The sequence below is a fragment of the Clostridium sp. AF32-12BH genome (genome assembly GCF_003477935.1).
Lineage (GTDB): Bacteria > Bacillota > Clostridia > Lachnospirales > Lachnospiraceae > Brotaphodocola.
Genome location: NZ_QUEH01000001.1, coordinates 157746 through 184566 on the forward strand (window position 1 = coordinate 157746; position 26821 = coordinate 184566).

Genomic DNA, 26821 nt, shown 5'->3' on the forward strand with positions numbered 1-26821 from the left:
ACGGCCGTGCCTGGCTCATCCGCAATATGCAGTACAAACAAAAGAAAAGATGGAGACCAGCGATCCCTACCGGATCACCTGGTCTCCATCTTTCATACAGTAATGCTTTTCTACATTCAGTTCTTTCATCCACGCCTTGGTCTCCGGCGTTGTATACTGATCTCCTTCATTGTCCCACAGCCACTGCGGTGTCGGCCACATACAGATCTTTGGGCTGACTGCCTCATAAAACTCCTTTGTCACAGCATGCTGTCCGTGGTGCGCCATCTGAACAATGTCGGCTTTTAAATCTTCCTTTGCAACGGTTTCCAGCACATGGTTTCCTCCATCTACTTGCAGATCGCCGGTAAACAGAATCGTCACGCCATTGACTAACATCCGGTAAACCATGCTGGCATCGTTTCCGTCCCGCTCGCCGATGTGGTCATCATCCGGCTCGTAGCGGTCATTTAACACGGTAATGCAGACATCGTCCACCAGGATCTCATCGTCCTTTTTCACCGGGCATGCCTCTCCCTTTGGAAGGGCCGCCAGTGCCTTGAGGATCGCATCTGCGGTGCCAAGATCCCCCAGTTCATGGGTCTTATACCAGTCCAGGGATGCAAAATCATAGTAGATATGGTCGATGGTGATGCCGCTGTCCTTTCCCTCTGCCTCGCTCTGCAGGATGTTTAACAGGGCTCCCACATGATCGGTGTGGGCGTGAGTCAGAAACCAGGCGCTGACATGACCGCCGCGCTTTTGGATCTCTTCGGTCAGATGATCTGCATCATCCCACCATCCGCCGTCTACCACGATCAGGCTTCCCTCTTTTGTTTCCAGCAGAAAGGACATCATCTGGGCCTTGGTCTGTCCGGCTAACATGGTAAGCTCGGCTCCTCCAAGGATCGGTTCGGTCAGCGCATCGATTTCCTGCTCGCTTTTTCCCTGCGTCTCCAGCTCTTCTCGCTTTTCCCCTTCGGTCACCAGCTCTACGTTTTCGTAAGTTCCGCTGTTTCCGGTCTGCTCCGTCTTGTGGGCAGATTCCGTCGCTTTTCCCTGTTTTGCCCGCACTGCACCGCGTACTGCAAACACAATGCCAAAAACCAGCACCAGCACCAGAACGATTCCAAGGATCAGACTCCACACGTTCCTGTGCTGCCGGTAGCTGCGGTATCGTCTCGATGCGGCACGGTCGATGGACATTTCCATCTGCCAGCCGATCTTTCTGCTTCCGCTTCTTCTAAATCTGTGTCTTCTGCCAAATCTTCTCATATAATCCCCTTGCTTTTTCCGCATTGCTGTGCTATGATGTTCAATATAATTCAATTTTAAGTTTTTTTGAACAGGAGGCCGCTATGAAACATCAAACTGACCACTCCCTTTCCGAGAAAAAATCACTGCTCGGACAGATTGACTGGTTTACCACACTAGTTCCCTTTTTCTGCATCCTGGCGCTCTGCGCCTGGTTTGTCGTAAGCCCGGAGCAGTCCACCGCTGCCATCGGCGCAGTCCGCAATTTCCTGGGCGATGAGATGGGCAGCTATTACCTCATCATCGGACTGGGCGTCTTCGTCTGCTCCCTCTACATTGCCTTTTCCCGGTTCGGCCAGATCCGCTTAGGCGATGCAGAGCGCCCGTTGTACTCCGGGTTCCAGTGGGGTTCCATGATCTTCACCGCCGGACTGGCGGCTGACATCCTGTTCTACTCCTGCTGCGAATGGATCTTATATGCATCAGATCCTCATACAGCGGAAATGGGAACGGTACATGAGTGGGCTGCCACTTACCCGCTGTTCCACTGGGGACCGATCCCGTGGGGCTTCTATCTGGTGCTGTCCGCGGCATTCGGCTTCATGCTCCATGTCCGCAAACGTTCCCGCCAGAAATACTCCGAAGCCTGCCGTCCGGTTCTGGGAAACCGTGTGGATGGCTGGGCTGGAAAGCTCATCGACCTGATCGCAGTCTTCGCACTCCTCGCCGGAACCGCCACAACCTTCTCCCTGGCGACACCGCTTCTGGCAGGTGCCATCAGCAATGTGACCGGCATTCCGCAGAGCACCGGTCTGACCCTGGTCATTCTGGTTGTCGTATGCGCGATCTATACTTTCAGCGTCTACTTCGGCATGAAGGGTGTCCAGCTCTCCGCAGCAACCTGTACCTGGCTGTTCTTCGGTCTCCTGGCTTATGTATTCTTTTTTGGCGGCCAGACCCGCTTCATCATTGAAGAAGGCATCACCGCTTTGGGAAATATGACCCAGAACTTCATCGGTCTTTCCACCTGGACGGATTCCCTCAGGACCTCCTCCTTCCCGCAGACCTGGACCATTTTCTACTGGGCCTACTGGATGGTATGGTGCGTGGCTGTTCCGTTCTTCATCGGTTCCATCAGCAAGGGCCGCACGCTGCGCCAGGTTATCCTGGGCGGCTATGTATTCGGTCTTTCCGGAACCTTTACTTCCTTTATTATTATGGGAAACTACGGACTCGGCTTGCAGATGCACGGAAAGCTGGATGCGCTCTCCTCCTACGCCGCAGACGGAAACCTCTATCAGGCGATCCTGGATATTTTGGGACAGCTGCCGCTCTCCAAAGCCGTGCTCGTCCTGTTAGTCCTGTGCATGATCACCTTCTATTCCACATCCTTTGACTCCATCACCATGGTGGCTTCCACCTACACGTATAAGGAGTTAAAGAGTGATGAGGAGCCGCACCGGAACGTGAAGCTGTTCTGGGCGATCTTCCTGATTCTGCTGCCGCTGGCCCTGATCTTTTCCGAGAACTCCATGTCCAACCTGCAGACTGTATCCATCATCGCGGCCTTCCCGGTCGGCATCATCATGCTGCTGATCATCACATCGTTCTTTAAGGATGCGGATGCGTACCTAAAAGAGCAAAAATAAATCCATGAAAAATTGCCTGCGGCAATGGGATTTTTGCTTTCCAGCCCATGTTTTCGTACGGTCAGCGCAGTGAATGCGCAGACCTACTGAACAGTTATTTATTTTCTTTGCTACACGCAACAATATTCTGCGTTTCCTCCACGATGTAGATCGGCCGGTCTTTCAGTTCGCTGAACAAAATCGCGATGTACTCTCCGATAATGCCAACGATCAGAAACAGGATCGCAAACATAAAGCAATTTAAGATCACGATCGTGGCATAGCCGCTCGGCGCTCCCTGGCGGGTAAACAAGGTGTAGACCATCACCACCACACCCAGAAGTGCCGCAAATGCTCCGGCATAGATACCGAGTTTTAACGGCAGGTTGGAAAAGCACATGATCGTGTTCATGGAGAACGCAAGCAGCTTTCGCAAGCTGTACTTGCTCTCTCCTGCCACCCGGTCGTGCGCCTCGTAGGTGATGGTTGCCTTCTGAAAGCCGATGCTCTGGACGTATCCCCGCAGGAAGCGCACCTTCTCACGGTAATTCTTCCGGAGCACATCTGCCGCTTCCTTCGATACTGCAAAAAAGTCCGATGCGTTCGGCTCAAATTTCACGTCGGAAAGGGTGTTGATGACCCAGTAAAAGCCAGCCGATGTGATGTTCTTGATCAGTCCTGCGGATTTGTTTTTTGTGCGCACCATGCTGATGACGCCGCAGCCTTCCTCAAACTTGCGCACAATCTCCGGCAGACATTCCGGCGGGTGCTGCAGATCTGCATCCATGCAGACGATCCCGTCGCCCTTTGCGTAATCGATTCCGGCGATCATGGCTGCCTCATGCCCGAAGTTCCGTGAGAAAGAAACAACCTTCACCTTCTCATCGTGGGCTGCAAACTCCCTTAGTATGGAAAGGCTGTCATCGCGGCTTCCGTCATTAACAAAGAGCAGCTCATAGTCCCATGGCAAAATCTCCAGGATCAGCTTCGTTGTCTCGTAAAACAGCGGCAGGGCCTGTTCTTCGTTGTAGACCGAAACCACTATCGATAATTTCTTTTCCATCATGCTTCCTCGTCTATGCTTCTTCGTCAAATACTTTGATGTCTACGGTGGAATGGGCTGGTACGCGCTCTGCCTCAGGCGGCAGCTTCATGTAGTCGCCGTATACCCATGTCAGAACCTCATGCGCATGCTTCGATGCCATCAGTGTGGTGCCTGCAAATTCCACATCCGTAATTTCTTCACACCATTCCTTCTGGATCGTCACATACAGATAATCCGGCTGATAGTTGCTGTAGTAGCGCAGACTGCTGCGCCCATGTTTATCTTTTAAGGCTGCTGCATGCTGGAGCTTAAAGATCAGATTCATCGGAATCAGCTTTCCAACTGCAGATCCTCCACCCACCGCCAGCTTGTGGAACAGACTGTACTTGGAAAAATCCAGGTGATAACGGTGTCCCATTGCCAGCAGGTAAATGCTCTTGTGAAGCAGACGGGTAAACCCTGCTGCTGCCTTATTCTCCGGGAGCTCGTCGATGATGAACAGATCTACCCAGAGGTGGTTTAACTTGCCCTCGTAATACTGCACCTCCGGCGTATTCTCATGGCGGCGGCTGTTTTTATAAATGACGCGGGCTGTAAAGTCAAAGAACGCTTTGCCTCCCTGGAAATCCTCCGGCATCAGAAGCTCCATGGTATCCGGAAGTTCCCGTTTTACTACCTTTAAAAATGCCTCATAGTTGCTGCGGGTAAATGCAATATCCGCATCATCATCCCACGGGATGAAGCCTTTGTGGCGGACTGCTCCTAAAAGCGTGCCGCCGTCCAGCATATATTTAATCTTATATTTTCTGCAGATCCGGTCAATCTCCTTTAAGATTTTCAAGTTGATCTCATGGACCTTCGTTAAATCGTACTGCATATTCGCCCTCTTTTCCGGCTGTCGGATTTTCTTCTCAGCGAATCTGCCCGGCAGCCTGAGACTCTGTCCCGTTTTCCGAAATGATTACTGGTTGATTGCCTCACGGATCGTCTTAGCCATGTAATCGATCATCTCATCGCTCATGCCCGGGTACACACCCACCCAGAATGTATCCTGCATGATGCGGTCGGTGTTCTTTAAATCACCCACAACACGGTAGCCGCGATTTTCTGCACGCATCTGGTCGAAGCACGGATGCTTGGTTAAGTTTCCGGCAAACAGCATACGGGTCTGGACACCTTTCTTCTCCACGTACTGGACCACTGCGTTGCGGTCCACGCCTTCCTTGCAGGTGATGAGGAATCCAAACCAGCTCGGTCTGGAGTTTTCACACGGCTCTGGCAGGATCAGCTTGTCTGTCGTATCGGCCAGAGCTGCCTTTAAGCGGTCGAAGTTATGGCGTCTGCGCTCTACAAAACCCGGGAATTTATCCAGCTGTGCACATCCGATGGATGCCTGCAGGTCGGTTGCCTTTAAGTTATATCCGAAATGAGAGTAAACATACTTGTGGTCATAGCCCAGCGGCAGCTCGCCGTACTGGCGGTCGAAGCGGTGTCCGCACAGGTTGTCCTTGCCGGACGGGCAGACACAGTCACGTCCCCAGTCACGGAAGGAGCGGATGATCTTATTGAGCAGCGGGTTATCGGTATAGACAGCACCGCCCTCGCCCATGGTCATATGGTGCGGCGGATAGAAGCTGGAGGTTCCGATATCACCCACGGTTCCGGTAAACTTCTCCACGCCGTCCAGTGTATAGCGGCTTCCCAGTGCATCACAGTTGTCCTCGATGAGCCACAGGTTATGGCGGTCACAGAACGCCTTCACTGCCTTTAAGTCGAACGGATTTCCCAGGGTATGGGCGATCATCACCGCCTTGGTCTTCTCAGAATAAGCAGCCTCTAACTGAGTCACGTCGATATTGTACTGCGGAATGGTCACATCCACGAATACCGGAACTGCGCCATACTGGATGGCCGGAGTCACGGTCGTCGGGAAACCGGCTGCCACGGTGATGATCTCATCGCCCGGGCGCACCTGGCGCTCCTTTAAGAGCGGGGAGGTCAGCGTCATAAACGCTGTTAAGTTTGCGGAGGAACCAGAGTTTACCAGTGCACAGTAGCGCACACCCAGATACTCTGCCAGCTTTGCCTCAAACTCATCGGTGTAGCGTCCGGAGGTCAGCCAGAATTCCAGTGCGCTGTCCACCAGATTTACCATCTCTGCTTCATCGTAAACGCGGGATGCATACGGAATGCGGTCTCCCGGTTCGTATTTCTTCTTATTATTAATATGATAGGTTCTGCAGTAATCCGCTACCAGGTCAAGGATTTCCTGGCGTGCCTGCTCCTGTGTTTTTTCCATATATTCATCTCCTATTTTGTTTCAATCAACGGGCAAAATCATTTTGCTCATCACCCATGGAAACTGGCAAATCCTTGCCAATCTCTGCCCTAGTCCTTACCGGTTTCAATATTCCTGGATCTGCGCATCCATTACCTGCTTCATGTCCTCACCGGCCAGATACGCCTTCGACCAGACAATGGTCTTCTCGATCGCATCCTCAATATGCCAGTGCGGCTTCCATCCAAAGGTCTTCTTGATCCTGGAACAATCAAGCTTTAAGAAGTTTGCCTCATGGGGGCCTCCGTCATGCTTGTTGACCCAGGATGCACCCTCACCCCAAAGTTTGCAGAACAAGGTTACCAGCTCACCGGTTGTCACGCAGTCGCACTCATCCGGTCCTACATTATAATATCCCTGGTAAGTCCGGTCCTCATACTGTCTCTGGGCAATTTCCAGATACGCAAACAGCGGCTCCAATACATGCTGGAATGGTCTGGTAGAATACGGGTTTCGCACCACGATTTCTTTTTTTGCTGCCATGGCACGCACGCAGTCCGGAATGATCCGGTCGTTCGCAAAGTCGCCGCCGCCGATGACATTACCCGCGCGTGCGGTAGAAATTGCACAGTGTCCATCCGCAAAGAAAGATTTCTGGTAGCTGTGTGTTACCAGCTCCGAGCAGGATTTGCTGTTGGAGTAAGGATCGTAGCCATCTAACGGATCGCACTCCCGGTACCCGTACTCCCACTCCCGGTTCTCATAAACCTTATCCGTGGTGACATTTAAAAAGGACTTCACCGATGGAGTCTGACGCACGCACTCCAGCACGTTCACCGTTCCCATGACATTAGTCTCATAGGTATAAACCGGATCCTTGTAGGAATCGCGCACGATCGGCTGTGCCGCCAGATGCAGCACGATTTGTGGCTGTACCCGTTCAAACACTTCCTTCAAATGCTTCAAGTCCCGGATGTCCCCGATCACACTGTCCATGGTTGTCTCCAGCCCGGCGATGGAAAATAAAGCCGGGTCAGTCGGTGCCTCGGCCGCATAGCCTGTCACCTGTGCTCCCGCAAGAGTCAGGATCCGGCACAGCCAGGAGCCTTTAAAACCAGTGTGTCCGGTTACCAGGACCTTCTTTCCCTGATAAAATTCCCTGCATGCATTCAGATCGTAATTCATATCATTCTCTCCCAATGGCCTCTGCATGTCCGCAGCCAGCCCATTTTGTTTTTGCAGCATCTTGCATGTTTTCTATTTCTTCCAGATTTTCCATGGTGCTTTGCGCCGCACATTTATTCCTTCCAGATCTTCCACGGTGCCTTGCCGGACTGCCACAGCTTCTCTAAAAGCTGCATTTCCCGCTGGGTGTCCATGCACTGCCAGAAGCCATCGTGGTAGAAAGACATCAGCTGTCCCTCAGCTGCCAGGCGGCTCATCGGCTCCTGCTCAAACACCGTGGTGTCATCCTTTAAATAGGAAAAGACTTCCGGATTCAGCACCATAAAGCCGCCATTGATGATGGCTCCGTCCGAAGCTGCCTTCTCGCGGAAGGAACGGATCTCGTTATCCGGTCCGATATCCAGCACACCTTTCTGCTGGTCGATGCTGACCGTTGTAATGGTTGCGGTCTTTCCATGGGATTTGTGGAACTCTACCAGTCCCTTTAAATCTACGTTGCAGACACCGTCACCGTAGGTCAGCATAAACGGCTCATCCCCGATATACGGCTGGATCCGTTTCACGCGGCCGCCGGTCATGGTATTTAACCCGGTATCAACCAGAGTTACCTTCCACGGCTCCGCATAATTGTTGTGGACCTCCATCTTGTTGTTCGCAAGGTCAAAGGTCACGTCGGAGGTATGCAGGAAATAATCTGCAAAGAACTCCTTGACCACATACTGCTTATATCCCAGGCAGATCACAAAATCGTGAAATCCAAACTCAGAATAATATTTCATGATATGCCATAAGATCGGCCGTCCGCCGATCTCGATCATCGGCTTCGGCTTTAAATGACTTTCCTCGCTGATCCGGGTTCCCAGACCACCAGCCAGAATTACAACCTTCATCTTCTTTCCTCCGTTTTTTCCTCTCCGACCATTTCAGTCTCAAACTGACGGTTTTGTCGGTCGTACTCATTTTCTGTCGACGTCCTGTGCGCAGTCTCATTCCGTCTCCATCTCCTGCACATGCTGCGCACAACAGCTATGTTTATCTTAGTCCGCTGTCATTTTCAGTAACACTGCCAGACGGGTCACACCGCGCTTCTCCAGTGCATTCGGCACAAAGAAGTTGCTCTCGAACCGCAGTGTCACCGGCTCATACGGATCTACCTGGATCGTGCATTCCTCATTCTGCTCCGTAAAGTTGATGTATTCCTTTGGCTCGCCGTTCACATACACGGTCAGCCACTGGTCCTCTGTCAGGTCACGCGGATAGTTGAAATTCAAATGAATCTCTCCGGTGCTTCCTGCCATCACCTGAACCGATGCGCGCTCATCCAGCCAGCCGTCGTCGTAAAATCCGTAGATCGGACGGCACTTAAATAATGAAGCTGCATGCGTGATATCCTGGAAGCGGTTGTTTTCCGGGTCTTCCTGGATCACCAGCATGTCATCGGTAATGAGTCCGATATCTCTCAGATCCTTGATGTGGACAACCTTCACGCAGTCCTCGCGGTTTAACCGGTCAAACACCCGGAAGAACTCTGCCTGGGTAAAATCATCCATCTCGAATTTATCGCCTACAATATAGATTGTTTTTCCGAAAATCCCAACACCGTACTGCCCGTAGGTTTCCTCTGCCAGCGCATTGTAGCGTTCCTGGTCAGCCCAGTAATACAGGTTCGGGAAAAGTCCCCGGTAATAATGCTCCACCGGAAGCATGAACAGCACATACAAGGTAAACAGGCTTAAGTACGGAAGCGCCTGAACCCAGCGGCCCCGCTTTGCCATCTGCTCCGTCAGCGTGCCGTACATCCAGGAAAGGAATAACAACGCTGCCGCCAGGGAAACATACACCCAACGCATCTCCACACGGATCGTCACACTGGAGCAGACGATGCAGGCACCGATAAATGCCACAAACAAAAATGCTTTCTGCAGGTACGGCACGATTTTCTTACCCTTGTGCAGGACACGGATCACAAACGCCAGAACCAGAAATGCGATCATCAGGTCTGCCAGGGCAATGAGAATCGTTACCCACAGCGGAGCTTCCCGGAAGTTCTGCCCGTTTAAATGCTCCGGACCTGCGTTGATTCCAAAGATATAAGCGATCTGGCTCAGCACAAAATGCAGAACTGAACTGATCGACATGGTATCCACCACATCCGTTCCGCCGGTTCCTGGCGGGGAAATGGTTCCGATAAAAATAAAACGCAGAAGCTGGATCAGGGCAAAACCGACTGTCGGCGCAGCCCAGAGCTTCCAGTTCTTTGAAAGCTTAAATACCAGGGAAAAGTAAAACAGCGGAAGCAGCACCATGTAGCGCTCATGAACCAGGCAGACACAAAAATACAAAACTGCAGCCAGATAAAATTTCCGGCTTCCTTCTGTCTCATCCTCACTGCTTAAATACTCCAGAAGGAAATACAAAATCCCAAGCGCCATCCACATCGCCATGGTTTCCATGAGTCCCAGTGCCTGGCCGATCTGATAGTAGGACATGCGGGACATCAAAAACATGACCGCACAGAGAATTCCCACATACGCAGAATGGCTGAACCGTTTTGCCATGCGGTAAAGATTGTAGGCAAGGCAAGCGTTCAGCACAATGTTAAAGGGCACATACCAGTTGATATGGGTGCCGAATAATTTCATTTCCGTCCATGCCACCAGATTGTACAGGGCACGGAAACGGGTTCCGCCGCTGGTAAACACCGCCGCGATAAACGGGTTATCATGAAAGCAGAACCACTGATAGAGATCGTCCATATAAAGGCCCTTGATCTCCATATGGCGGTTTACTACAAAGGCAAAAGCCGTCAGCAGAATCAGGATCAGGGCTTCGCTTTTCAAAACATCAGCCCGTTTGGTCCACTGGTACTGCATGGCCTCCGCCTTCTGCTTTCCGCTAAATTCCATCTTTTCCATAATTATACTCCAAATTATTTATAACGATTATCATTTTTCATACGCAGAATATGCCTTGCGGTAAAAATGCATGAGCAGCTTTACTACAGGCTTCGGCCAGATTTTTGCATACATAGCCGTCTCATCTGCGGCACGCTGGTGATTTTCGATGCAGGCCTTCGTCGTTGCCCCATCGTGGATCCGGTAACGAATCAGCGGGCGCTCCACGCACACGAAACGACCCGGGCGCTCTGCCAGCTTCCACATGGTATCCCAGTCCAGCGCAAATTTATAAGGAGAATCAAACAGCGGTGCACCAAGCACTTCTTTATTATAAGTACAGGAAGGACAGATGATGGGATTTCCAAACATCAGCGCCGCTTTCTTCACCCAGGTCCGGTCTGCCAGAACGTGCAGACGCAGCGGCAGGCGCAGAAGCATTTTGATAAACTGGATCATGCCCGGACGCATTAAGGTCTCCCCTTTTAAGATCGCGCAATCCGTGGTAAACACAGTCGTATCCGGATAGCGTGCCCAGCATCGTTTTACTTCCGCTGCGTAATCCCGGTGATAGCAGTCATCCTGATGTGCGATCGTCACCAGACGGGTATCCGCCTTCTCGTATGCGAAATTCCAGTCATCCTGGATATCGCTCTTTCCCTCCCGCACATAGAGCGGGATATCGTGGATCCTCGACATCGCCTCCAGAAACGGACTCGGTGTGGAAGTGCAGAGAATGATCTTTGACTTTACCGACTGCCGCTTCAGGGAGTGGATGCAGGCATCCAGATACGGAGAATCCTTATAAGCGCAGATTGCAAAGGTATGATCGGGCATCCTAACGGCCTCCTTCCTGTTTTTACTTTGTTTCTCTTTTTTGTTTTGTTATTTGTTTTCTTTCCAGCCTTTCCGAAAGCATTCTTCTTTCGTACCGGTTTTTTCTTTATTATCTATGGGATTTCTCGTATACTTACTCTTCAAAAAATGCCTCTTCCAGCATCAGACACAGTGCATGATAAATCGGAAGATGCAGTTCCTGAATCTTAAATGTCTCAGGCTCCGGCACAATGATCGCCACATCGGCACGTTTTCCTAAAAGACCGCCGTCTTTTCCGGTCAGACCGATGACGCTTAAGCCTTTCGCCTTCGCAACGGTCACGGCATAATCCACATTTTTGGAATTTCCGGAGGTAGATATCCCCAGGAATACATCGCCTTTGTCCCCATATCCACAGACCTGCTGGGCGAAGATCATATCCGCATCTACATCATTGGCAAATGCCGTGGAAAGTCCCGGGTGTCCATCTAAGGCAATCGCCCGTAAACTGCCCTGCAGACTGCGTGCGAGCTCTGCCCCGTGACCGGCATGCTCCTCTGCCAGGCGTTTCTGCAATTCTTCGCTTAACGGGCGACGCTTTTTAAAGCCCTTCATCAGCTCGCCAACGATGTGCTCCGCATCCGCGCAGCTTCCGCCGTTTCCGGCAACCAGAAGCTTTCCGCCGTTTTCATAGCAGGCTTTTAACAGCTCATAAGCCTTCAAAATATCATCCCGGTTCTTATTTAAGACCGGGTAACGCACAAACAGTTCCTCAAAGATTTCCTGCTGTTTCTCTGTTAATTTCATCGTATGCCTCCAACAAATCTTCTGCGTACAGATCGTAGGGGAAATCTCCCTGTTTTTTCTGCTCCTCATGAACCCCGGCGCCATACCCGGTTCCCACCAGCACAGTGCGGACTCCGTAATTGCGTCCGGCTTCGATATCGATCAGCTTATCACCGATCATCCAGGACTTGCTTTTATCCACATCAAAATCCTGCTCTGCCATCTCAAACATGCCGGTCTCCGGCTTTCTGCAATGGCACTGGATCTTGTACTTTCCGATGCCATGCTCCGGGTGATGCGGGCAGTAATAAAATGCGTCAATGCCCGCTCCCGCTTTTTCCAGCAGCTCGTTCATGTAACGGTGCAGTTCTTTTACATCGTCCTCGGTATAGTAGCCGCGGGCCACACCGGCCTGGTTGGTGATCACCACCAGCTTATAGCCCTGCTCTTTAAATGCCTTTAAAGCCTCCGGCACTCCGGGCAGAAGCACCAGATCTTCTTTGCGGTGCAGGTAGTTGACTTCTTCATTCAGCGTACCGTCCCGGTCCAGAAATATTACTTTTTCCATGCTATGTTCCTATTTCTACGTGCTTCCCGGATAGACAAAACTTTTCCCGTCCGGATCTCGTTAAATTCTTTCCAATTTTCCAAAATACTACAATTTGAATTCGTAGTCTCCGTTTGGCAGATGCACCTTCACCTCGTTGTAGTCCCAGCGGTTTTCATCCGCGATCCAGGACTGGGCGCCGCGCAGCTCAAAGTTCCAGTCTGCCAGCTGACCACCCATCTGCTCCATGCGGTCTGCCACCTTGTGCTTGACATTGTACGGGCAGTACATCAGAAGGTAACCGCCGCCACCGGCGCCAAGAAGCTTTCCGCCCAGCGCACCGGCCTTAATGGCCTCATCGTAAAGCTCGTCGATCTGCGGGTTGGTGATCTTGCTGCTCATGCGCTTTTTGCTCTGCCAGCCATAGTCCAAAAGCTTACCAAAGCTGTGCAGATTGCCGCGCAGAAGCTCATCTTTCATCGCGTAGGCAAGGGCTTTCACCTCGCACATGGCATCGAAGGCATCTTTCTTTTCGTAGTTTTTCACCTGATCCTTGATGATGTTCGCCGACACATGGATGTTGCCGGTGTAACATAAGAGCAGGTTGTACTGCAGTTCGTGCAGAATATCTTTCTTGATGCGCAGCGGGTTTACCACCACGTTGTTGCGGCCGTGGAACTCAATAAAGTTGATGCCGCCGAAGGTTGCCGCATACTGGTCCTGATAGCCGCCGTCGATTTTTAAATCCTCACGCTCGACCTGGTAAGCCAGATCTGCCAGGCGGTACGCATCCATCTCAATGCCCTTCCAGCGCGCCATGGCCGTAAGTAAGGAAACCATAACGGTAGAAGAAGTTCCAAGACCGGAACCGGCCGGAGCATCACACTGTAAGTAAACCTCGCAGCCCTGATTGATATCCATGGCCTTTAAGGCAGCGGTTACCAGGTCCAGCCGTCCATCGTAAACGAAGTTCTCCTTCGCATTGTATTTGACGGTCATATCAAAGTCCAGAGAGTGGACAATAATCTGGTCATCCTCTCTCGGAACGATGGAACAGTACGCATATTTGTTGATGGTGCTGCCGATGATGGCTCCGCCCTGCTCTACGCAGAAAGGTGCCACGTCTGTACCGCCGCCGCCGAAGCTGACACGGAGCGGTGCACGTCCTCTGATTACCATACCACAACTCCTTTCTTTACATCTTCCATAAACTGATAATATGCCTCCGGAATGCCGATGTCGATAAAGTAACCGTCATTGACAAAGCCGCCTAAGCGCCGGCCCTCCTTCAGCCATTTCGGGATCATCTCGTTTTCCAGGGAAACCTTTCCCGCCGGAATCTCGTCCAGCAGCGCACGCTTCATCAGGTACACGCCACCATTGATGGTGCCCGGCTTTGCCTCCGGACTCTTCTCATTAAAGCCGGTGAGCCGTCCATCTTCCAGAATGGCTGCCCCGTAACGGGAAATGTCCTGCACCTCGCGAAGCACCAGTGCCATGTCAAGATCCGACTCCTGCTGCATGGATACCAGACGGCTGTAGTCGATCTGGTAAAAGGTATCCGCATTCAGGACGAAAAAGCTGTCCTCGGTCACAAATCTGCCGGCATTTTTAATGGCCCCAGCTGTTCCGAGAAGTTCTTCCTCATAAGCATAGTGAACGGTGATGGGTGTTCCATCCGGAGCTAAAAACCCGCTCCCGTCCCCGAAATACTCCTCCACCATGGAACCCTTATAACCCACGGCAAAGATAATATCCGTGATGTCATGCTTTGAAAGTTCGTGCACCACATACTCCATAAAAGGCTTCTCGCCGATCAGTGCCATCGGCTTCGGGCGGTCACTCACCACACTCCGAAGCCTGGTACCCAGACCGCCGGCCAGTAAAATTGCCTGCATTTCTTCCTCCTGCGCCGCCTAAACGGCTGTTTTCTTTTTTCAAGCTCTGCTGCTGTCTGCGCATGCATGCACAGCAACCAAATTTTCCATCCGGGCAATCCCAGCCCGGAATCCATTATCGTTTAAAATCATCCTCGATAACCTTCCATGCTGCATCCATGCTGAAATGCGTGCGGATGTAGCTCTGGGTCTTCTCGCAGAGTGCCTTGCAGCCCTCCAGACTCTGGTAAAGACGGGTCACGGTCTCGGCAAATGCCTCCGGCTCGTCCTCCACCAACAGGACATCCTCCACCTGCGGGATTCCCTCCGCACCGATGGATGTCGTCACGATCGGGGCACCGTTGTAGATTGCCTCGACCACCTTGCCCTTCACGCCTGCACCGTAACGCAGCGGTACAACCACCACGCGGCAGGTCGCATAAAGCTCACTCAATTCTTCTTCGGATACAAAGCCCTTGATGATGATGCCATTGCCCGGCTGCTGCAGAGCTTTGATTTCATCGGTTACCTTAGATCCAACCACAATAAACTCTGGCGGAGTGACTCCGGCTGCCTCCATCTTCTGACGGATGCGCGGGTAAATATCCTTTGCAAACCAGAGCACTGCATCTGCATTCGGCGGATGTGCGAAGCCACCGACGAATAAGAGACCATTGCGCTTCGCAAAGTCTTCCTGTATGTCGGACTTGAACTCATCAAACACATACGCGGTGATATCCTTCACGTTGATGGTTGGGTCGATCTCATGGATCGCATCACGCTCAATGTAAGACGGGTAGTAAGAAACGGCCGCCTTGCTCATCAGCGTAAACTCAATGGATTTCCAGTATTCCGCATCTTCGCGGATCTTCGGATCTTTCGTGATCTGGTACTCACGGCTTTCCCGCAGCCAGTGCAGGTCATGTCCGTAATAGATCACCTTGATATCGGTATTGTCTAAAATATAATCAATGTATTTGGATGCGATGTGCGGGCGGTTCAAGTACGCCACTGCAATGTCATCGCCGTGGTCACGCAGCCAGTCCCAAATCTTGACCTGGTACTCCGGTCCGTATAACACCTCGATGCCCATCTGCTCCAGCTCGCTGGTATACGGCTCCTCGTTCATAAAGTTATCACCGAGGAACTTCACCACATAGCCCTTCTTTAAGAACATCTTTAAGTACTGGTACGTGGTCTTGGAACCGGCGTCCTTATCGTAGGTCGGCACATAGTGGTCCACCACCAGGATGATCGGCTTGCCCATGCTGCGCTCTCTGGCACGGAACGGATCCGGATTGCCATCGTTCTCGCACTGCTTTGCAAACTCGTCTGCCCATTTTTCTTTCAGCTTCTTGCTGTTGGCAACCTGGTAACGCTTTAAGCCGGTGCCCTGTACATCGGTACCGTTGGAAACACCCTCAAAGTGGATGACCTTGGACTTCGGCTGATATACGACACGGTAACCTGCCTTGCGCACCTCAAATGCCAGGTCAGAGTCCTCGCAGTAGGCCGGTGCAAACCGGGTATCAAAGCCGCCGATCTGGTTCCACAGCTCGTTGGAAAGCAGGATCGCTGCACCGGAAATGTAGTCCACGTCCTTGACGTAGTTGTACTCCGGCTTATCCGGATTATCCAGACGGCCATAATTCCAGCCGGAACCATCGCTCCAGATGATGCCGCCTGCTTCCTGCAGACGTCCATCCGGGTAAACCAGCTTGGAGCCTACCATACCGATGGTCGGGTCAGACTCGATGAGCTGAACCAGGGAAGAGAGCCAGTTTTCGGTCACCTGGGTGTCGTTGTTTAAGAACATCACATACTTACCACGGGCATGACGCGCTGCGTTGTTGCAGTTGCGTAAAAAGCCCTGGTTTGTGCTGTTTCTGCAGATGACCAGTCCTTCCGCGTACTCGGAAAGATGCTCGGTCGCATCCGTGGACACATCGTCCGCAATGATGACCTCATAAGAAACATCCTTCGTGTGCTCTAAAATAGAAAGCAGGCACGCGTAGGTATAGTGAATCTGGTTGTATACCGGAATAATGATGGAAACGGTCGGGTTCTCCACCTTCTCAAACTTCAGGCGGCCGTGTTCCCGGTAAATCTCACCGATGTTGAAATCGCCATCACGCAGGTTTCGTCCCTCCGGTGTCGAGTAAAGCTTCATGGAGCGAAGCGGATGCAGCATGTATTCTTTCTTATAATGAAGCTTCTTTCGCTCTACCGATCCCTTTGGATACTTCTGGTTAAACTTATCACCCAGCTTCCGGCGGATCTTAAAGAGAATCGCCTCATGCTTATTTAAGTAATTCAGGGTCTTTGCCATCTCCCCGATCTCATGCTCATGGTTATGGATGATGGCCTCTAAGTTCGTTACATGGTTGTTAGTCAGACGCTGAACTTCCGTGATCTTGCGGATGGTCACATCCTTCTCACGGCTGTGGATCTTCATCTGCTCAATGCGCTCCCTTGCCCGCGCAAGGTCACTCTCCGTCTGGCGGATGTCACGCACGGTACGGGAATAAACCATGTAATTGCCCAGGTACAGCTGCTGGTTCTCACCGTGCACATAATTCTGGAAGTTTACCTCCATCTTCCGGTATACTTCTGCCATCTCCGGCGTGATACCGAACGAATCCAGGATCTGCTCTAAGGTCAGCTGTTTTAACACACTGCTGTACTGCTCATGAAAATAGTACAGAATGCGGTATTTCACAAAATGCTCCGGAACCGGGAATAAGAACACCCACTCGTAGTCCAGACAGTAGATGCCCTCCCGCGTCAGCAGCATATTTTCAAACAAGGCATCGATGTTGGAAACCTCGCAGGCGGTATCGGAAAGCAGCAGATTCTGCTCCTCCTCCGTTAAGTCCGCGCCAAACACCTCATCGAACTCTGCGGTTCTGGTAAACGCACTGCGGCACTCCGGGCTGATGTCGTAGATCTGGTTCATGACGATCTGCAGCACATCCAGCGGAAGCTGTCCGCCCTCTAACTGCTCACCCAGCTTCTCCGCACAGGTCTGCCCCACAAGATACGGGAAATAAACCGAATTGCGGTGCTCGGCAAACTTTGGCTCCGTTACCTTTAAGATCCGGTGCTGCTTCGTCAGCTTTTCATATTTTTCTTTGAAAGAAGCGATGTGGGCGCTGCCATCCAGGCTTAAAGCAGCTTTTTCCACGTAGCGCTCTTTTTTGACCGGTGCTGCTGCACTGCTGTTTCCAGCCGCTGCACCAGATGTTTCCGACATTCCTGCTGCATTTCGCTCGCAGATACAGGTCTTGATCTGGAATTTTTCTCTTCTTGTCTTGTTATATTTGATAAAAATCCGCTCATCATCCTTGTGAAGCTGCTTTGGATCTGCGCTCCAGAACACCAGATAAGCGTTTGCATATAAGTCGAACAGCCCTGCCTCGCAGACCGTGTCAAACTTCTCGCCCATCTCCATCATGTGATATGGCGGGTAATCGTACGCCGGGGTTACCCGGGTCAGATCGCCCTTCTTCGGCAGATACGCGTCGGAATAAATGCTCACCGGAGTCTTATAGTCCGGCATCGGATAATAAAACTTCAGGGCACCGCTTTCCTCTGCCATGCTCTGTGTCTCTTTTTCGCCGCAGAGAAGCTCCGTTAACTGGCGCTTCGTCAGGGCATTCTCCTCCTCGGAAGTTCCAGCAAAATACTTCATGCCAAGCGCATTGGCTGCTGCCACGATCAGAATGCCGGTCGGCTTCAGCAGCGATTTTGCCGCACGGATATGCTCCTCATACGGTGCTGCCAGTGTTCCGGCAAAAATCACATAGTCGTACTTTTTCCCCTCGGCGCAGGCTTCCCCTGCAAAGCCCATCAGGCTGTCCTTGCAATAATAAATGTTTGTTGCACCCGGATAACGCTGTCTTACCGTCTCCAGCGCAGACTCCGTCTCATCCAGCACAGTGACCTGCTTCACGCTGGTGCGCAGCAGTCCGGTCAGCGCACCGTAATCGGCACCAACCTGCAGCACCTCTGCATCCGGCTCAAACTCATACCACTCAAGCAGGAGCTCCCGCTGGGAAGAGAGGGCATACAGAAGGTCCAACCGGTGGTTGTCCTGTAAGATGGAGCGGATATCCCCGCGGTGCTCCGAAAGGAGCGCCTGTATCTCATCATCAATCTTTCTCATGCTCTAAAAACCTCTTTCTTATGTTCACGTTCCGTATTCTGCCAGCTGCAATGTGCGATTCCGTTCTTGTTTTCCCACATTTCTGGCCTGTTTTTTTGGCTCACGCAATTTCTAACTGTTACTGTTCTGTGTTTCCGTTTCCGCCGGTTTCAGCACAGCCTCCACCTCAGATTCCATATCGTACACACCCACGGTATTCTTATTCGAGATAACCGTAATGTTCGCTACATCGTACAGCCGGTGATACACCGTATGCTCGCCCTGCTCAAAGCCGGTGCAGCTCATGGAAAGCAGATATTCACCGCCCTGGAGCGTCATCTTCTGGCGGAAATTCACCTCGTACTCATCGCCGTTCTTCACCGGACGGATCTCGGCACCCTCAAACATCGTGTTGGTTCCGGTTAAGTCCGCACCCTTTTTATCTTTGATCGTGTAAGTAAAGATTGGTGACTGGATGCTGTCATGGAAACGGATCTTTTCCTTGATTGTGAAATACTCACCCTTTAACAACAGATTCGTCAAGTTGCCACGTTCATCGAACATGCCAAGGTCGTAGATCTCGGCCTTGCCGTTTCCGTACTCGGTGCGGTTCGGGTTGATGGTCAGCTTATCTTTCATGAGACCGCTGTGCTTTTTATGCGCATGGCCTGCTGCGCCGTCCTGACCCTTTGCCGTTCCTGCTGCATTTTCGCTGGTATCTGCGCCAGCTCCTGCGGATCCGTCTGCTTTTTCACCAGACGCGCTCTTCGCACCGGCTCCTGCCGCGTTAGAGTCCATCCCGCCGGAAAAATCATTCATCTCCAGCAGTTCTTCTTCCAGATCATCCATCTGGTTTGCCAGGATCTTCTTATATAAATCCACCATCTTGCCCGGCGCGCCTTCGGCTACATAGTGTCCCTTATTTAAGAGCACAACCCGGTCACAGTATTTGATGACACTGCCCATATCGTGGGTAACCATAAGAATGGTCGTGCCGTTTTTGCGGATTTCCTCCATGCGGCGGTAACACTTGGACTGGAAGAAGACATCTCCCACGGAAAGTGCCTCATCGACAATGAGGATTTCCGGCTCCACGTTGATCGACAGCGCAAAAGCCAGCCGCACAAACATACCGCTGGAATAGGTTTTTACCGGCTGGTAAACGAAATCTCCGATATCCGCAAACTCCAGGATATCCGGCAGTTTTTCATCCATCTGCTTCTTGGAAAAGCCCATCATGGTTCCATTCATGTAGATGTTCTCAATGCCGGTGTAGTCCATATTAAAACCGGCTCCCAGCTCTAACAGCGCTGAGATGACTCCGCTCACCCGGACCTGACCGCTCGTCGGCGTTAGGACTCCGGTAATGATCTTTAAGATCGTCGATTTTCCGGAACCATTGGTTCCGATGATGCCCACCGTCTCGCCCTTTTTTACGTTAAACGAAATATCGCTCAACGCGAAAAAGTCCCGGTGGTAATTTTTATGGGTTAAGCTGAGCGACTCCTTTAACCGGTCGATCGGTTTGTCGTACAGCTTATATATCTTGCTCACGTCCTGTACCTGGATCGCGTATTCATTGTTTGAAGACATGGGATTCCTTTCATTTGCAAAGTTCCAGGGCAGTCACAGACATCTTTTCATACGATTGCTTCTTGCACAGCCAACACATTGATACGATGCGCAAAACCGCCCAAAAAGAATCCTGCTTTGCAGGATTCTGCCGCCCCTGTGGCCCTGCAAGCCGCAATACGGGTAATTTACCACGACAGTATACCATTAATTTTCCTCAGGTGCAAGGCACGTACGCCTGAGCGCAGTAAATTTCATAAAATCCTTAGAATTTCGCAAGATTGCAAAACTATGCAGAATGATTGACTTTGCAGCCTTTCCGCCTTAAAATAGTTGTAGATACAACTATTCACAGCAAAGGAGACAGCCAGATGAAGCGCATCTTACCTTATCTGAGACCATACGTGCCGCGTATGAGCCTTGGATTCGCCATCAAATCTGGCTTTTCACCGGAACCATTAAGGAAAATATTGCCTATGGCTGTCCGGATGCCACGCAGGAAGAGATCGAGGCAGCTGCCAAAGCAGCCCACATCCACAGCTTCATCACCTCACTCCCGCAGGGTTATGATACCCTGCTGACCGAATCCGGCATCAACATTTCCCAGGGACAGAAACAGCTGATGACCATTGCGCGCGCCATGCTCTTAAGATCCCAGATGCTGATCCTCGATGAAGCAACCAGCAATGTTGATACGCGTACAGAAATCCAGATCCAGTCTGCGATGCGAAAACTGATGGCCGGAAAAACCTGTTTCGTCATCGCGCACCGCCTTTCCACGATCCAGAACGCTGACAACATCCTGGTTGTAAAAGACGGAGATATCATCGAGCAGGGCACCCATGCACAGCTGCTGGCGAAAAACGGATTCTATGCACAGCTGTTTTACTCGCAGTTTGCATAAGTTTTCTCACAATCATAAAATCCATATATTTTACCCAAAAAGGGGGTCTGACAGATATCAGATCCCCCTTTTCTATGAACAATTGTTCATTTACCATATACAATTCAGATTTTTACAGATGCAGTACCCGGTCACGGATCTCCTGGGTACGTCCCTGGTTCCAGAACTGGGTTCCAATGTAACCACAGGTGCGGCGTGCCACAGACATCTTGTCCTGGTCACGGTTTCCGCAGTTCGGGCACTCCCAGACTAACTTGCCGGATTCGTCTTCGACAATCTTAATCTCACCGTCGTAGCCGCAGCACTCGCAGTAGTCGCTCTTGGTATTCAGCTCTGCGTACATGATGTTCTCGTAGATGAACTTCATGACAGAGAGAACGGCCGGGATATTCTGCTGCATGTTCGGTACCTCTACATAGCTGATTGCTCCGCCCGGAGACAGCTTCTGGAACTCAGACTCGAATTTCAATTTACTGAACGCGTCAATCTCCTCGCTTACATGCACATGATAGCTGTTGGTGATGTAGTTCTTATCGGTAACACCCGGAATGATGCCGAAACGCTTCTGCAGGCATTTTGCGAACTTGTAGGTGGTAGACTCCATCGGCGTTCCGTATACGGAATAGCTGATGTTCTCTGCCTCTCTCCACTCCTTGCACTTGTCGTTCATCTTCTGCATGACAGCCAGAGCGAACGGTTTTGCAGCCGGATCGGTATGCGGCTTTCCAGTCATGCGCACGCACATCTCGTGGAGACCGCAGTAACCAAGAGAAATGGTGGAGTAACCATTAAACAGGAGTTTGTCAATGGTCTCGCCCTTTTTCAGTCTTGCCAGAGCACCATTCTGCCAGAGGATCGGCGCTACATCGGAAATCGTTCCAAGCAGACGCTCATGACGGCAGCGCAGCGCGCGGTGGCAGAGTTCCAGGCGCTCTTCAAAGATCTCCCAGAAACGGTCCATATCGCCCTCAGAGGAACATGCTACATCCACCAGGTTGATGGTTACAACCCCCTGGTTGAAACGTCCATAGAACTTATGGCTTCCATCCGGATTTCTCTGGGAATCCTCGACCGTCAGGAAAGAACGGCAGCCCATGCACGGGTAAACGTTTCCATTTTTCATCTCTTTCATGATCTTTGCGGAGATGTAGTCCGGAACCATGCGCTTTGCAGTACATTTTGCAGCAAGTTCAGTCAGATGCCAGTACTTGGAATCCTCCGTAATGTTGTCCTCGTCCAGAACATAGATCAGCTTCGGGAATGCCGGAGTGATCCAGACACCTTTTTCATTCTTAACACCCTGCATTCTCTGGATCATGACTTCCTCGATGATCATGGCAAGATCGTCACGGGTACGGCCTTCCGGTACCTCGTCCAGATACATGAACATGGTTACGAACGGAGCCTGTCCGTTACAGGTCATCAGGGTGATGAGCTGGTACTGGATTGTCTGGATACCGCTCTTGATCTCATCGCGCAGTCTGCGCTCTACCACACGGTCGATGATCGCATCGTCCAGGGATTCTCCGCACTCCTTGCGCTCCTCAATGACATTCTTGCGCAGTTTCTGACGGCTGATGTCCACAAACGGAGCCAGATGCGCCAGAGAGAAGGACTGTCCGCCATACTGGTTGCTGGCTACCTGAGCCACGATCTGGGTGGTAACGTTGCAGGCCGTGAAAAAGCTGTGCGGCTTCTCGATCATGGTCTCGCTGATGACGGTGCCGTTCTGGAGCATATCTTCCAGATTGATCAGGTCACAGTTGTGTTCTTTCTGTGCGAAATAATCGGTGTCGTGGAAGTGGATGATGCCCGCCTCATGAGCGCGCACAATCTCCTCCGGGAGCAGAACACGGCGGCTTAAATCCTTGCTGACCTCACCAGCCATGTAGTCACGCTGGGTGGAATTGATCACCGGGTTCTTGTTGGAGTTTTCCTGTTTTACTTCCTCGTTCAGGTGCTCGATCAGTGCCAGGATGCCATTATCCGTCGTATTCGATTTTCTGGTCAGTTCTCTCTTGTAACGGTAACGCACATACTTCTGTGCTACCTCGTAACCCCGCATCTCCATGATGCCGGTCTCTACCATATCCTGAATATCTTCTACGTTTACCGCATGCGTAGCCTCTTCCACCTGTTTTGCGATCATATCTGCCACTGCGTTGATCTGATACTCATTCAGCTGATGAAGATGATCGACGCTGGCATTCGCCTTGGTGATCGCGTTCACAATCTTAGAGACATCAAAAGAAACCTCTTTGCCGTTTCTCTTGATCACATTTGTCTTAACATCCGTAGTCATGCCCAAACCCCTCTCGTATATACTATATCTTGTATTTTATTGCGTTATAAACAACTATATGTCGTAGCAGAATTTATGATACTACAAATATGGGGAAAATGGAAGTGGCAATTTCACGAATATTTCATGGAATATTTGGTTGAATATTTATTTTACATAAGGTATGATTAGACAGGTCCGTTTTGCCAAAATGCGGGAAACACCGCAGAGTTCCTTGCTTTTGAACTCAAACCGCAAACGGAAAAAGAACACAGGAGGTTCGCACATTGCTGAATAAATGGAAACAAAAGATAACAAAATTTGTATGTTTTGCCCTAACATGCCAGTTGTTCATTCTGACAGCCTGGGCTAAACCCGACTGGCCTTCTGATACCGGCATTATGGCAGAGGCCGGAATTGTCATGGATATGGATTCCGGTGCCATTTTATACGGACAGAATATCCACCTGGCTTATCCGCCAGCCAGCATCACCAAGATTCTGACAGCACTCATCGTCCTGGAAAATTGCAATCTGGATGATACTGTAACATTTTCTACGACCGCTGTCAACCAGGTGGAAGCAGACAGCGGAAATAAAATCAGCGTCGTAGCCGGAGACCAGCTCTCCGTGGAAGACTGTCTCTACTCCATGCTTTTGGTATCCTGCAACCAGGCAGCCAATGCCCTGGCAGAGCACACGGCAGGCAGCATTCCCGCCTTTGTGGACATGATGAACGAAAAACTGGTAGAACTGGGATGCCAGGAAAGCCATTTTGAAAATCCATCCGGTTTAAACGGAGATAATCAGTATGTTTCCGCTTACGATATGGCCCTGATCGCGCAGGCCGCATACGACAATGAGACCATGGTAGAGATCAGCTCTGCCACGACACATAAGATCGCACCGACCACCCAGAATCCGGACGGTTTCACCATCCGCGGCGAACACCGTCTCTGTGTCACCGAAGATCAGAGCAGTCCCTACTACTATCCGGAAGCAATCGCCGGAAAAACAGGTTATCTGATCAAAGCCGGAAACACCCTGGTCACCTACGCAGTCAAGGATAACCGCCGTCTGGTCTCTGTCATCTTAAAAGGACAGCCGCGTCAGTACTTCGTAGATGGAAAAGCACTCCTGGAGTTCGGCTTCCGTTCCTTCCAGAACTACACCGTAGCCGACTACGAAAGCCGCTACGTCACCGGAAACGAAACCATCAACCTGGACAAGGGTTCTTTCCTGGCTTCCGATCTGATGATCGACCCGGACAGCGTCATCACCCTTCCAAACGGTGCTTCTTTCGAGGATGCCGACATTTCCCTTGGCGCACTGCCGGAAGTCAGCCCGGACAATGCCGTGGCCCTGCTCACCTACACCTACAATGACCGGGTGATCGGAACGGCCTATCTGCTTGCCAAAGACGGTGTCACCATCGATAACGGCGACAGCAGCACCGATTCTTCATCTGCAGCCGGAAATGGCAGTACCAACACTGCTGATTCTGCAGATGACGCAGGCAGTTCCCTGGCTACCAGCTCCGGTGCATCCGATTCACAGCGCACCCACGGAAACTTTTCCATCGTCGGCGTACTGGTCACGATTCTGATCGTGCTCCTCGTCCTTGCCGTGATCGGAATCGCAGGCTGGATCGTCTACTCCAGAAAGCAGGAAGCAAAAGCCCTCGCCGAGCGTCGTGAACGCAGAAGACAGAGACTGCAGCGTTCCGGTGATGAGGAAGAGTTTGAGCGGCTGCTGGAAGAATACAAAAATAAGAAGAAATAAACAATATTGCACAGTAAATCAAAGGGGCGAAAGTTCCCGCAGCCGCCATGTATGGCGGCTGTGGAAACTTTCGCCCCTCGTTCGTTACTGTGCAATATTGTTTCATTTACTGTCCCAGCCGGATTGGCTCTCCGCCTCCGGCCGTAATGGTTTTTGACGTGGTTGTCTGGGATTCTGTCTGGGCTGCATCTCCGGAGTTTTGTGTTTCCTGTCCGGATTGTGCGCTTTCTGGATTTTCAGTATTTCCTGCAGCCGCTGAGACATCGGCTCCGGTGTTATCGGTGCTGCCGCTGTTTCCTGCATCCACGCTTTCTGTCGTATTCTCTGCTGTACTTTCAGCCGTGTTTTCTGTCGTTCTTCCGTAATTCAGGGCCGCGTACACATCCAGCATGCCGTTGCTGCTGAGTTTGCCTTCCAATGGCGGGATCTTGCGGGCGGTTTCTAACAGGACTTTACGGATATCGGAAAGCTGCAGGTCGGTGCGGTAGGAATACAGGAATGCAGCCGCACCGGTTACCATCGGTGCAGACATGGAGGTGCCGGTCATAAAGCCGTATCCGCTGTTTGCAATGGTGCTGACGATATAAGTGCCGGGTGCTGCGATATCTACGCTCTTAGCGCCATAATTGGAGCTCTCAGCCAGGTTTCCGTCGAACATCAGGTTCGCAACGGATATCGCATTATCTAAGTCAAAGGAAGACGGATAATCCGGTTTCTGATCCGTATCCTCTCCGATTCCTTTCGCGTCTCCGTTTCCGGCTGATACCACAAACAGCATCTTCGATTCGCGCATGACCTTTTCCAGTTCCGGATAATATTCGGTCGTTCCAAAACTGAGGTTGCAGATGGAGGCACCGTTTGCTTCCGCGTAGCGGATGGCTTCGATGATTGCCTTTTCCTCACCCACGCCGTACTGGGTTCCCAGCGCTTTTAGAGACATGATCTTGACATACTTGTTATCCGCGATTCCAGCAATGCCGCCATTTCCACGGGTCGCGGCAATGGTTCCTGCCGCATGGGTTCCGTGATCGTCCTCGCTGCCCTTGCAGAGTTCATTGTTTCCATCAAAGAAATTCCAGCCGTGCACATCGTCGATATAGCCGTTGCCGTCATTATCGATGCCATCTCCCGGAATTTCGTCTTCGTTGGTCCAAATGGCATCTTTCAGATCCGGATGATTGATGTCGATTCCGGTGTCAATGACCGCAACTACCACCTGACGATGTTCCTCTGTGCTTGCATCATAAAGGTTCCATGCAGGAAGAACATCGATATCTACTCCTTTTCTGGCACGGATTTCTTTGATCCGGTAAGCATCCGGACCAGCCACCGGTGCCGGCATTCCCAGATAGTTTGCCAGGTCAATGAATGTGGCAAGCTTCGGATTACTGTCCTTGAAGCGGTTGATAATCTCGCTGTACTGAAGTTCCGCATCATTTTTCAGACCCCACTGGTACCTGGAATAGCTGTCGGAAGAAGACAGATTGGTTACGCCCGGACCGTAGACATCTGTAGAAAATGTATATCGCTCCGCATCGTAGGCTGACGTTTCCTGTGTCCGATCTGACGTAGTTTCTGTCTGCCCCGTAACCCTTCCGGGTATCCCCGGTCTTTCCGGCTGGTATGCTGCCAGACTGGCGCCGCAAAGGCATAGTGCCAGACCGGAAACTAATTTTCGTTTATAGTTCATTCATTTACTCCTTGTTCTGCTACCCATTTTATGTTATCCACTTGCTGTGTTATCCATGAATCACTTCTATGTGATAATGCCTAATCTTACATTTATAATACAGTTTCTGATTATAACATAAGTTACCAGTTCTTACTTTGAAAAATGTGTGAATTTTCC

18 protein-coding genes and 1 pseudogene are annotated in these 26821 nt (G+C 51.2%); 3 read left to right on the forward strand and 16 right to left on the reverse strand.

The genetic code is table 11. The features are described from left to right. Positions 1-66: 66 nt before the first annotated feature. A complete protein-coding gene (locus DWZ40_RS00855) occupies positions 67-1254 on the reverse strand; it encodes an MBL fold metallo-hydrolase (RefSeq protein ID WP_182431574.1) in 1188 nt (395 codons plus the stop codon). 83 nt (positions 1255-1337) lie between these two features. Between DWZ40_RS00855 and DWZ40_RS00860 the strand changes: the two genes are divergently transcribed. Next, the gene (locus DWZ40_RS00860) at positions 1338-2882 is read left to right on the forward strand and encodes a BCCT family transporter (protein WP_118540260.1); all 1545 of its coding nucleotides are present in this window, start codon (positions 1338-1340) and stop codon (positions 2880-2882) included. A gap of 94 nt (positions 2883-2976) precedes the next feature. Here the strand turns inward: DWZ40_RS00860 and DWZ40_RS00865 are convergent, their stop codons facing one another. The 13 genes from DWZ40_RS00865 to DWZ40_RS00925 form a co-directional block, all read right to left on the reverse strand. Continuing rightward, positions 2977-3924: a glycosyltransferase family 2 protein gene (locus DWZ40_RS00865; protein ID WP_118540261.1), complete on the reverse strand. Its 948-nt coding sequence runs from the start codon at positions 3922-3924 to the stop codon at positions 2977-2979. Between the two features lie 13 nt (positions 3925-3937). Further along, positions 3938-4783 carry a LicD family protein gene (locus tag DWZ40_RS00870; RefSeq protein ID WP_118540262.1) on the reverse strand — a complete coding sequence of 282 codons (846 nt, stop codon included), beginning with the start codon at positions 4781-4783 and terminating at the stop codon, positions 3938-3940. Positions 4784-4867: 84 nt separating this feature from the next. Further along, positions 4868-6205, reverse strand: coding sequence for a lipopolysaccharide biosynthesis protein RfbH (gene rfbH / locus DWZ40_RS00875; protein WP_118540263.1), 1338 nt, complete (start codon positions 6203-6205; stop codon positions 4868-4870). Between the two features lie 105 nt (positions 6206-6310). Beyond that, the gene (gene rfbG / locus DWZ40_RS00880; RefSeq protein ID WP_118540264.1) at positions 6311-7369 is read right to left on the reverse strand and encodes a CDP-glucose 4,6-dehydratase; all 1059 of its coding nucleotides are present in this window, start codon (positions 7367-7369) and stop codon (positions 6311-6313) included. Positions 7370-7482: 113 nt separating this feature from the next. Further along, the gene (gene rfbF / locus DWZ40_RS00885; RefSeq protein ID WP_118540265.1) at positions 7483-8259 is read right to left on the reverse strand and encodes a glucose-1-phosphate cytidylyltransferase; all 777 of its coding nucleotides are present in this window, start codon (positions 8257-8259) and stop codon (positions 7483-7485) included. A 147-nt stretch (positions 8260-8406) separates the two neighbouring features. Next, entirely contained in the window at positions 8407-10284 is a 1878-nt protein-coding gene (locus tag DWZ40_RS00890) for a hypothetical protein (RefSeq protein ID WP_118540266.1), read from the reverse strand. Positions 10285-10314: 30 nt separating this feature from the next. After that, entirely contained in the window at positions 10315-11100 is a 786-nt protein-coding gene (locus tag DWZ40_RS00895; RefSeq protein WP_118540267.1) for a glycosyltransferase family 2 protein, read from the reverse strand. A 133-nt stretch (positions 11101-11233) separates the two neighbouring features. After that, positions 11234-11887 (reverse strand): SIS domain-containing protein, encoded by a 654-nt coding sequence (locus DWZ40_RS00900; protein ID WP_118540268.1) that lies wholly within the window; start codon positions 11885-11887, stop codon positions 11234-11236. Next, entirely contained in the window at positions 11853-12434 is a 582-nt protein-coding gene (gmhB, locus tag DWZ40_RS00905; protein WP_118540269.1) for a D-glycero-beta-D-manno-heptose 1,7-bisphosphate 7-phosphatase, read from the reverse strand. The genes DWZ40_RS00900 and gmhB overlap by 35 nt, the downstream gene beginning before the upstream one ends. A gap of 87 nt (positions 12435-12521) precedes the next feature. Then, positions 12522-13592, reverse strand: coding sequence for a GHMP kinase (locus DWZ40_RS00910; protein WP_118540270.1), 1071 nt, complete (start codon positions 13590-13592; stop codon positions 12522-12524). After that, positions 13586-14311: a nucleotidyltransferase family protein gene (locus DWZ40_RS00915; RefSeq protein WP_118540271.1), complete on the reverse strand. Its 726-nt coding sequence runs from the start codon at positions 14309-14311 to the stop codon at positions 13586-13588. The genes DWZ40_RS00910 and DWZ40_RS00915 overlap by 7 nt, the downstream gene beginning before the upstream one ends. A gap of 115 nt (positions 14312-14426) precedes the next feature. Continuing rightward, complete coding sequence (locus tag DWZ40_RS00920; protein ID WP_118540272.1) at positions 14427-18455, reverse strand: glycosyltransferase; 4029 nt, start codon at positions 18453-18455, stop codon at positions 14427-14429. 111 nt (positions 18456-18566) lie between these two features. Continuing rightward, on the reverse strand, positions 18567-20027 hold the full coding sequence (locus tag DWZ40_RS00925) for an ABC transporter ATP-binding protein (protein ID WP_118540273.1): 1461 nt from the start codon (positions 20025-20027) through the stop codon (positions 18567-18569). 418 nt (positions 20028-20445) lie between these two features. Between DWZ40_RS00925 and DWZ40_RS00930 the strand changes: the two are divergent. After that, positions 20446-20910, forward strand: a pseudogene (locus DWZ40_RS00930) (ATP-binding cassette domain-containing protein); the annotation flags it as partial. 112 nt (positions 20911-21022) lie between these two features. Here DWZ40_RS00930 and nrdD read toward each other — a convergent pair. Beyond that, a complete protein-coding gene (gene nrdD, locus DWZ40_RS00935) occupies positions 21023-23212 on the reverse strand; it encodes an anaerobic ribonucleoside-triphosphate reductase (protein WP_118540275.1) in 2190 nt (729 codons plus the stop codon). A gap of 380 nt (positions 23213-23592) precedes the next feature. On the opposite strand from nrdD, the gene DWZ40_RS00940 reads away from it, so the two are divergent. Continuing rightward, entirely contained in the window at positions 23593-24972 is a 1380-nt protein-coding gene (locus tag DWZ40_RS00940; RefSeq protein ID WP_118540383.1) for a D-alanyl-D-alanine carboxypeptidase family protein, read from the forward strand. A 106-nt stretch (positions 24973-25078) separates the two neighbouring features. Here DWZ40_RS00940 and DWZ40_RS00945 read toward each other — a convergent pair whose 3' ends face one another. Further along, positions 25079-26662, reverse strand: a complete 1584-nt coding sequence (locus DWZ40_RS00945; RefSeq protein WP_118540276.1) for a S8 family peptidase — start codon at positions 26660-26662, stop codon at positions 25079-25081. Positions 26663-26821: the final 159 nt, after the last annotated feature.

Excerpts from the sequence above, each read along its gene's own strand:
- DWZ40_RS00855 (WP_182431574.1), bottom strand. The coding sequence starts at position 1,254 with ATGAGAAGATTTGGCAGAAGACACAGATTTAGAAGAAGCGGAAGCAGA.
- DWZ40_RS00860 (WP_118540260.1), top strand. The coding sequence starts at position 1,338 with ATGAAACATCAAACTGACCACTCCCTTTCCGAGAAAAAATCACTGCTC.
- DWZ40_RS00865 (WP_118540261.1), bottom strand. The coding sequence starts at position 3,924 with ATGGAAAAGAAATTATCGATAGTGGTTTCGGTCTACAACGAAGAACAG.
- DWZ40_RS00870 (WP_118540262.1), bottom strand. The coding sequence starts at position 4,783 with ATGCAGTACGATTTAACGAAGGTCCATGAGATCAACTTGAAAATCTTA.
- rfbH (WP_118540263.1), bottom strand. The coding sequence starts at position 6,205 with ATGGAAAAAACACAGGAGCAGGCACGCCAGGAAATCCTTGACCTGGTA.
- rfbG (WP_118540264.1), bottom strand. The coding sequence starts at position 7,369 with ATGAATTACGATCTGAATGCATGCAGGGAATTTTATCAGGGAAAGAAG.
- rfbF (WP_118540265.1), bottom strand. The coding sequence starts at position 8,259 with ATGAAGGTTGTAATTCTGGCTGGTGGTCTGGGAACCCGGATCAGCGAG.
- DWZ40_RS00890 (WP_118540266.1), bottom strand. The coding sequence starts at position 10,284 with ATGGAAAAGATGGAATTTAGCGGAAAGCAGAAGGCGGAGGCCATGCAG.
- DWZ40_RS00895 (WP_118540267.1), bottom strand. The coding sequence starts at position 11,100 with ATGCCCGATCATACCTTTGCAATCTGCGCTTATAAGGATTCTCCGTAT.
- DWZ40_RS00900 (WP_118540268.1), bottom strand. The coding sequence starts at position 11,887 with ATGAAATTAACAGAGAAACAGCAGGAAATCTTTGAGGAACTGTTTGTG.
- gmhB (WP_118540269.1), bottom strand. The coding sequence starts at position 12,434 with ATGGAAAAAGTAATATTTCTGGACCGGGACGGTACGCTGAATGAAGAA.
- DWZ40_RS00910 (WP_118540270.1), bottom strand. The coding sequence starts at position 13,592 with ATGGTAATCAGAGGACGTGCACCGCTCCGTGTCAGCTTCGGCGGCGGC.
- DWZ40_RS00915 (WP_118540271.1), bottom strand. The coding sequence starts at position 14,311 with ATGCAGGCAATTTTACTGGCCGGCGGTCTGGGTACCAGGCTTCGGAGT.
- DWZ40_RS00920 (WP_118540272.1), bottom strand. The coding sequence starts at position 18,455 with ATGAGAAAGATTGATGATGAGATACAGGCGCTCCTTTCGGAGCACCGC.
- DWZ40_RS00925 (WP_118540273.1), bottom strand. The coding sequence starts at position 20,027 with ATGTCTTCAAACAATGAATACGCGATCCAGGTACAGGACGTGAGCAAG.
- nrdD (WP_118540275.1), bottom strand. The coding sequence starts at position 23,212 with ATGACTACGGATGTTAAGACAAATGTGATCAAGAGAAACGGCAAAGAG.
- DWZ40_RS00940 (WP_118540383.1), top strand. The coding sequence starts at position 23,593 with ATGGCAGAGGCCGGAATTGTCATGGATATGGATTCCGGTGCCATTTTA.
- DWZ40_RS00945 (WP_118540276.1), bottom strand. The coding sequence starts at position 26,662 with ATGAACTATAAACGAAAATTAGTTTCCGGTCTGGCACTATGCCTTTGC.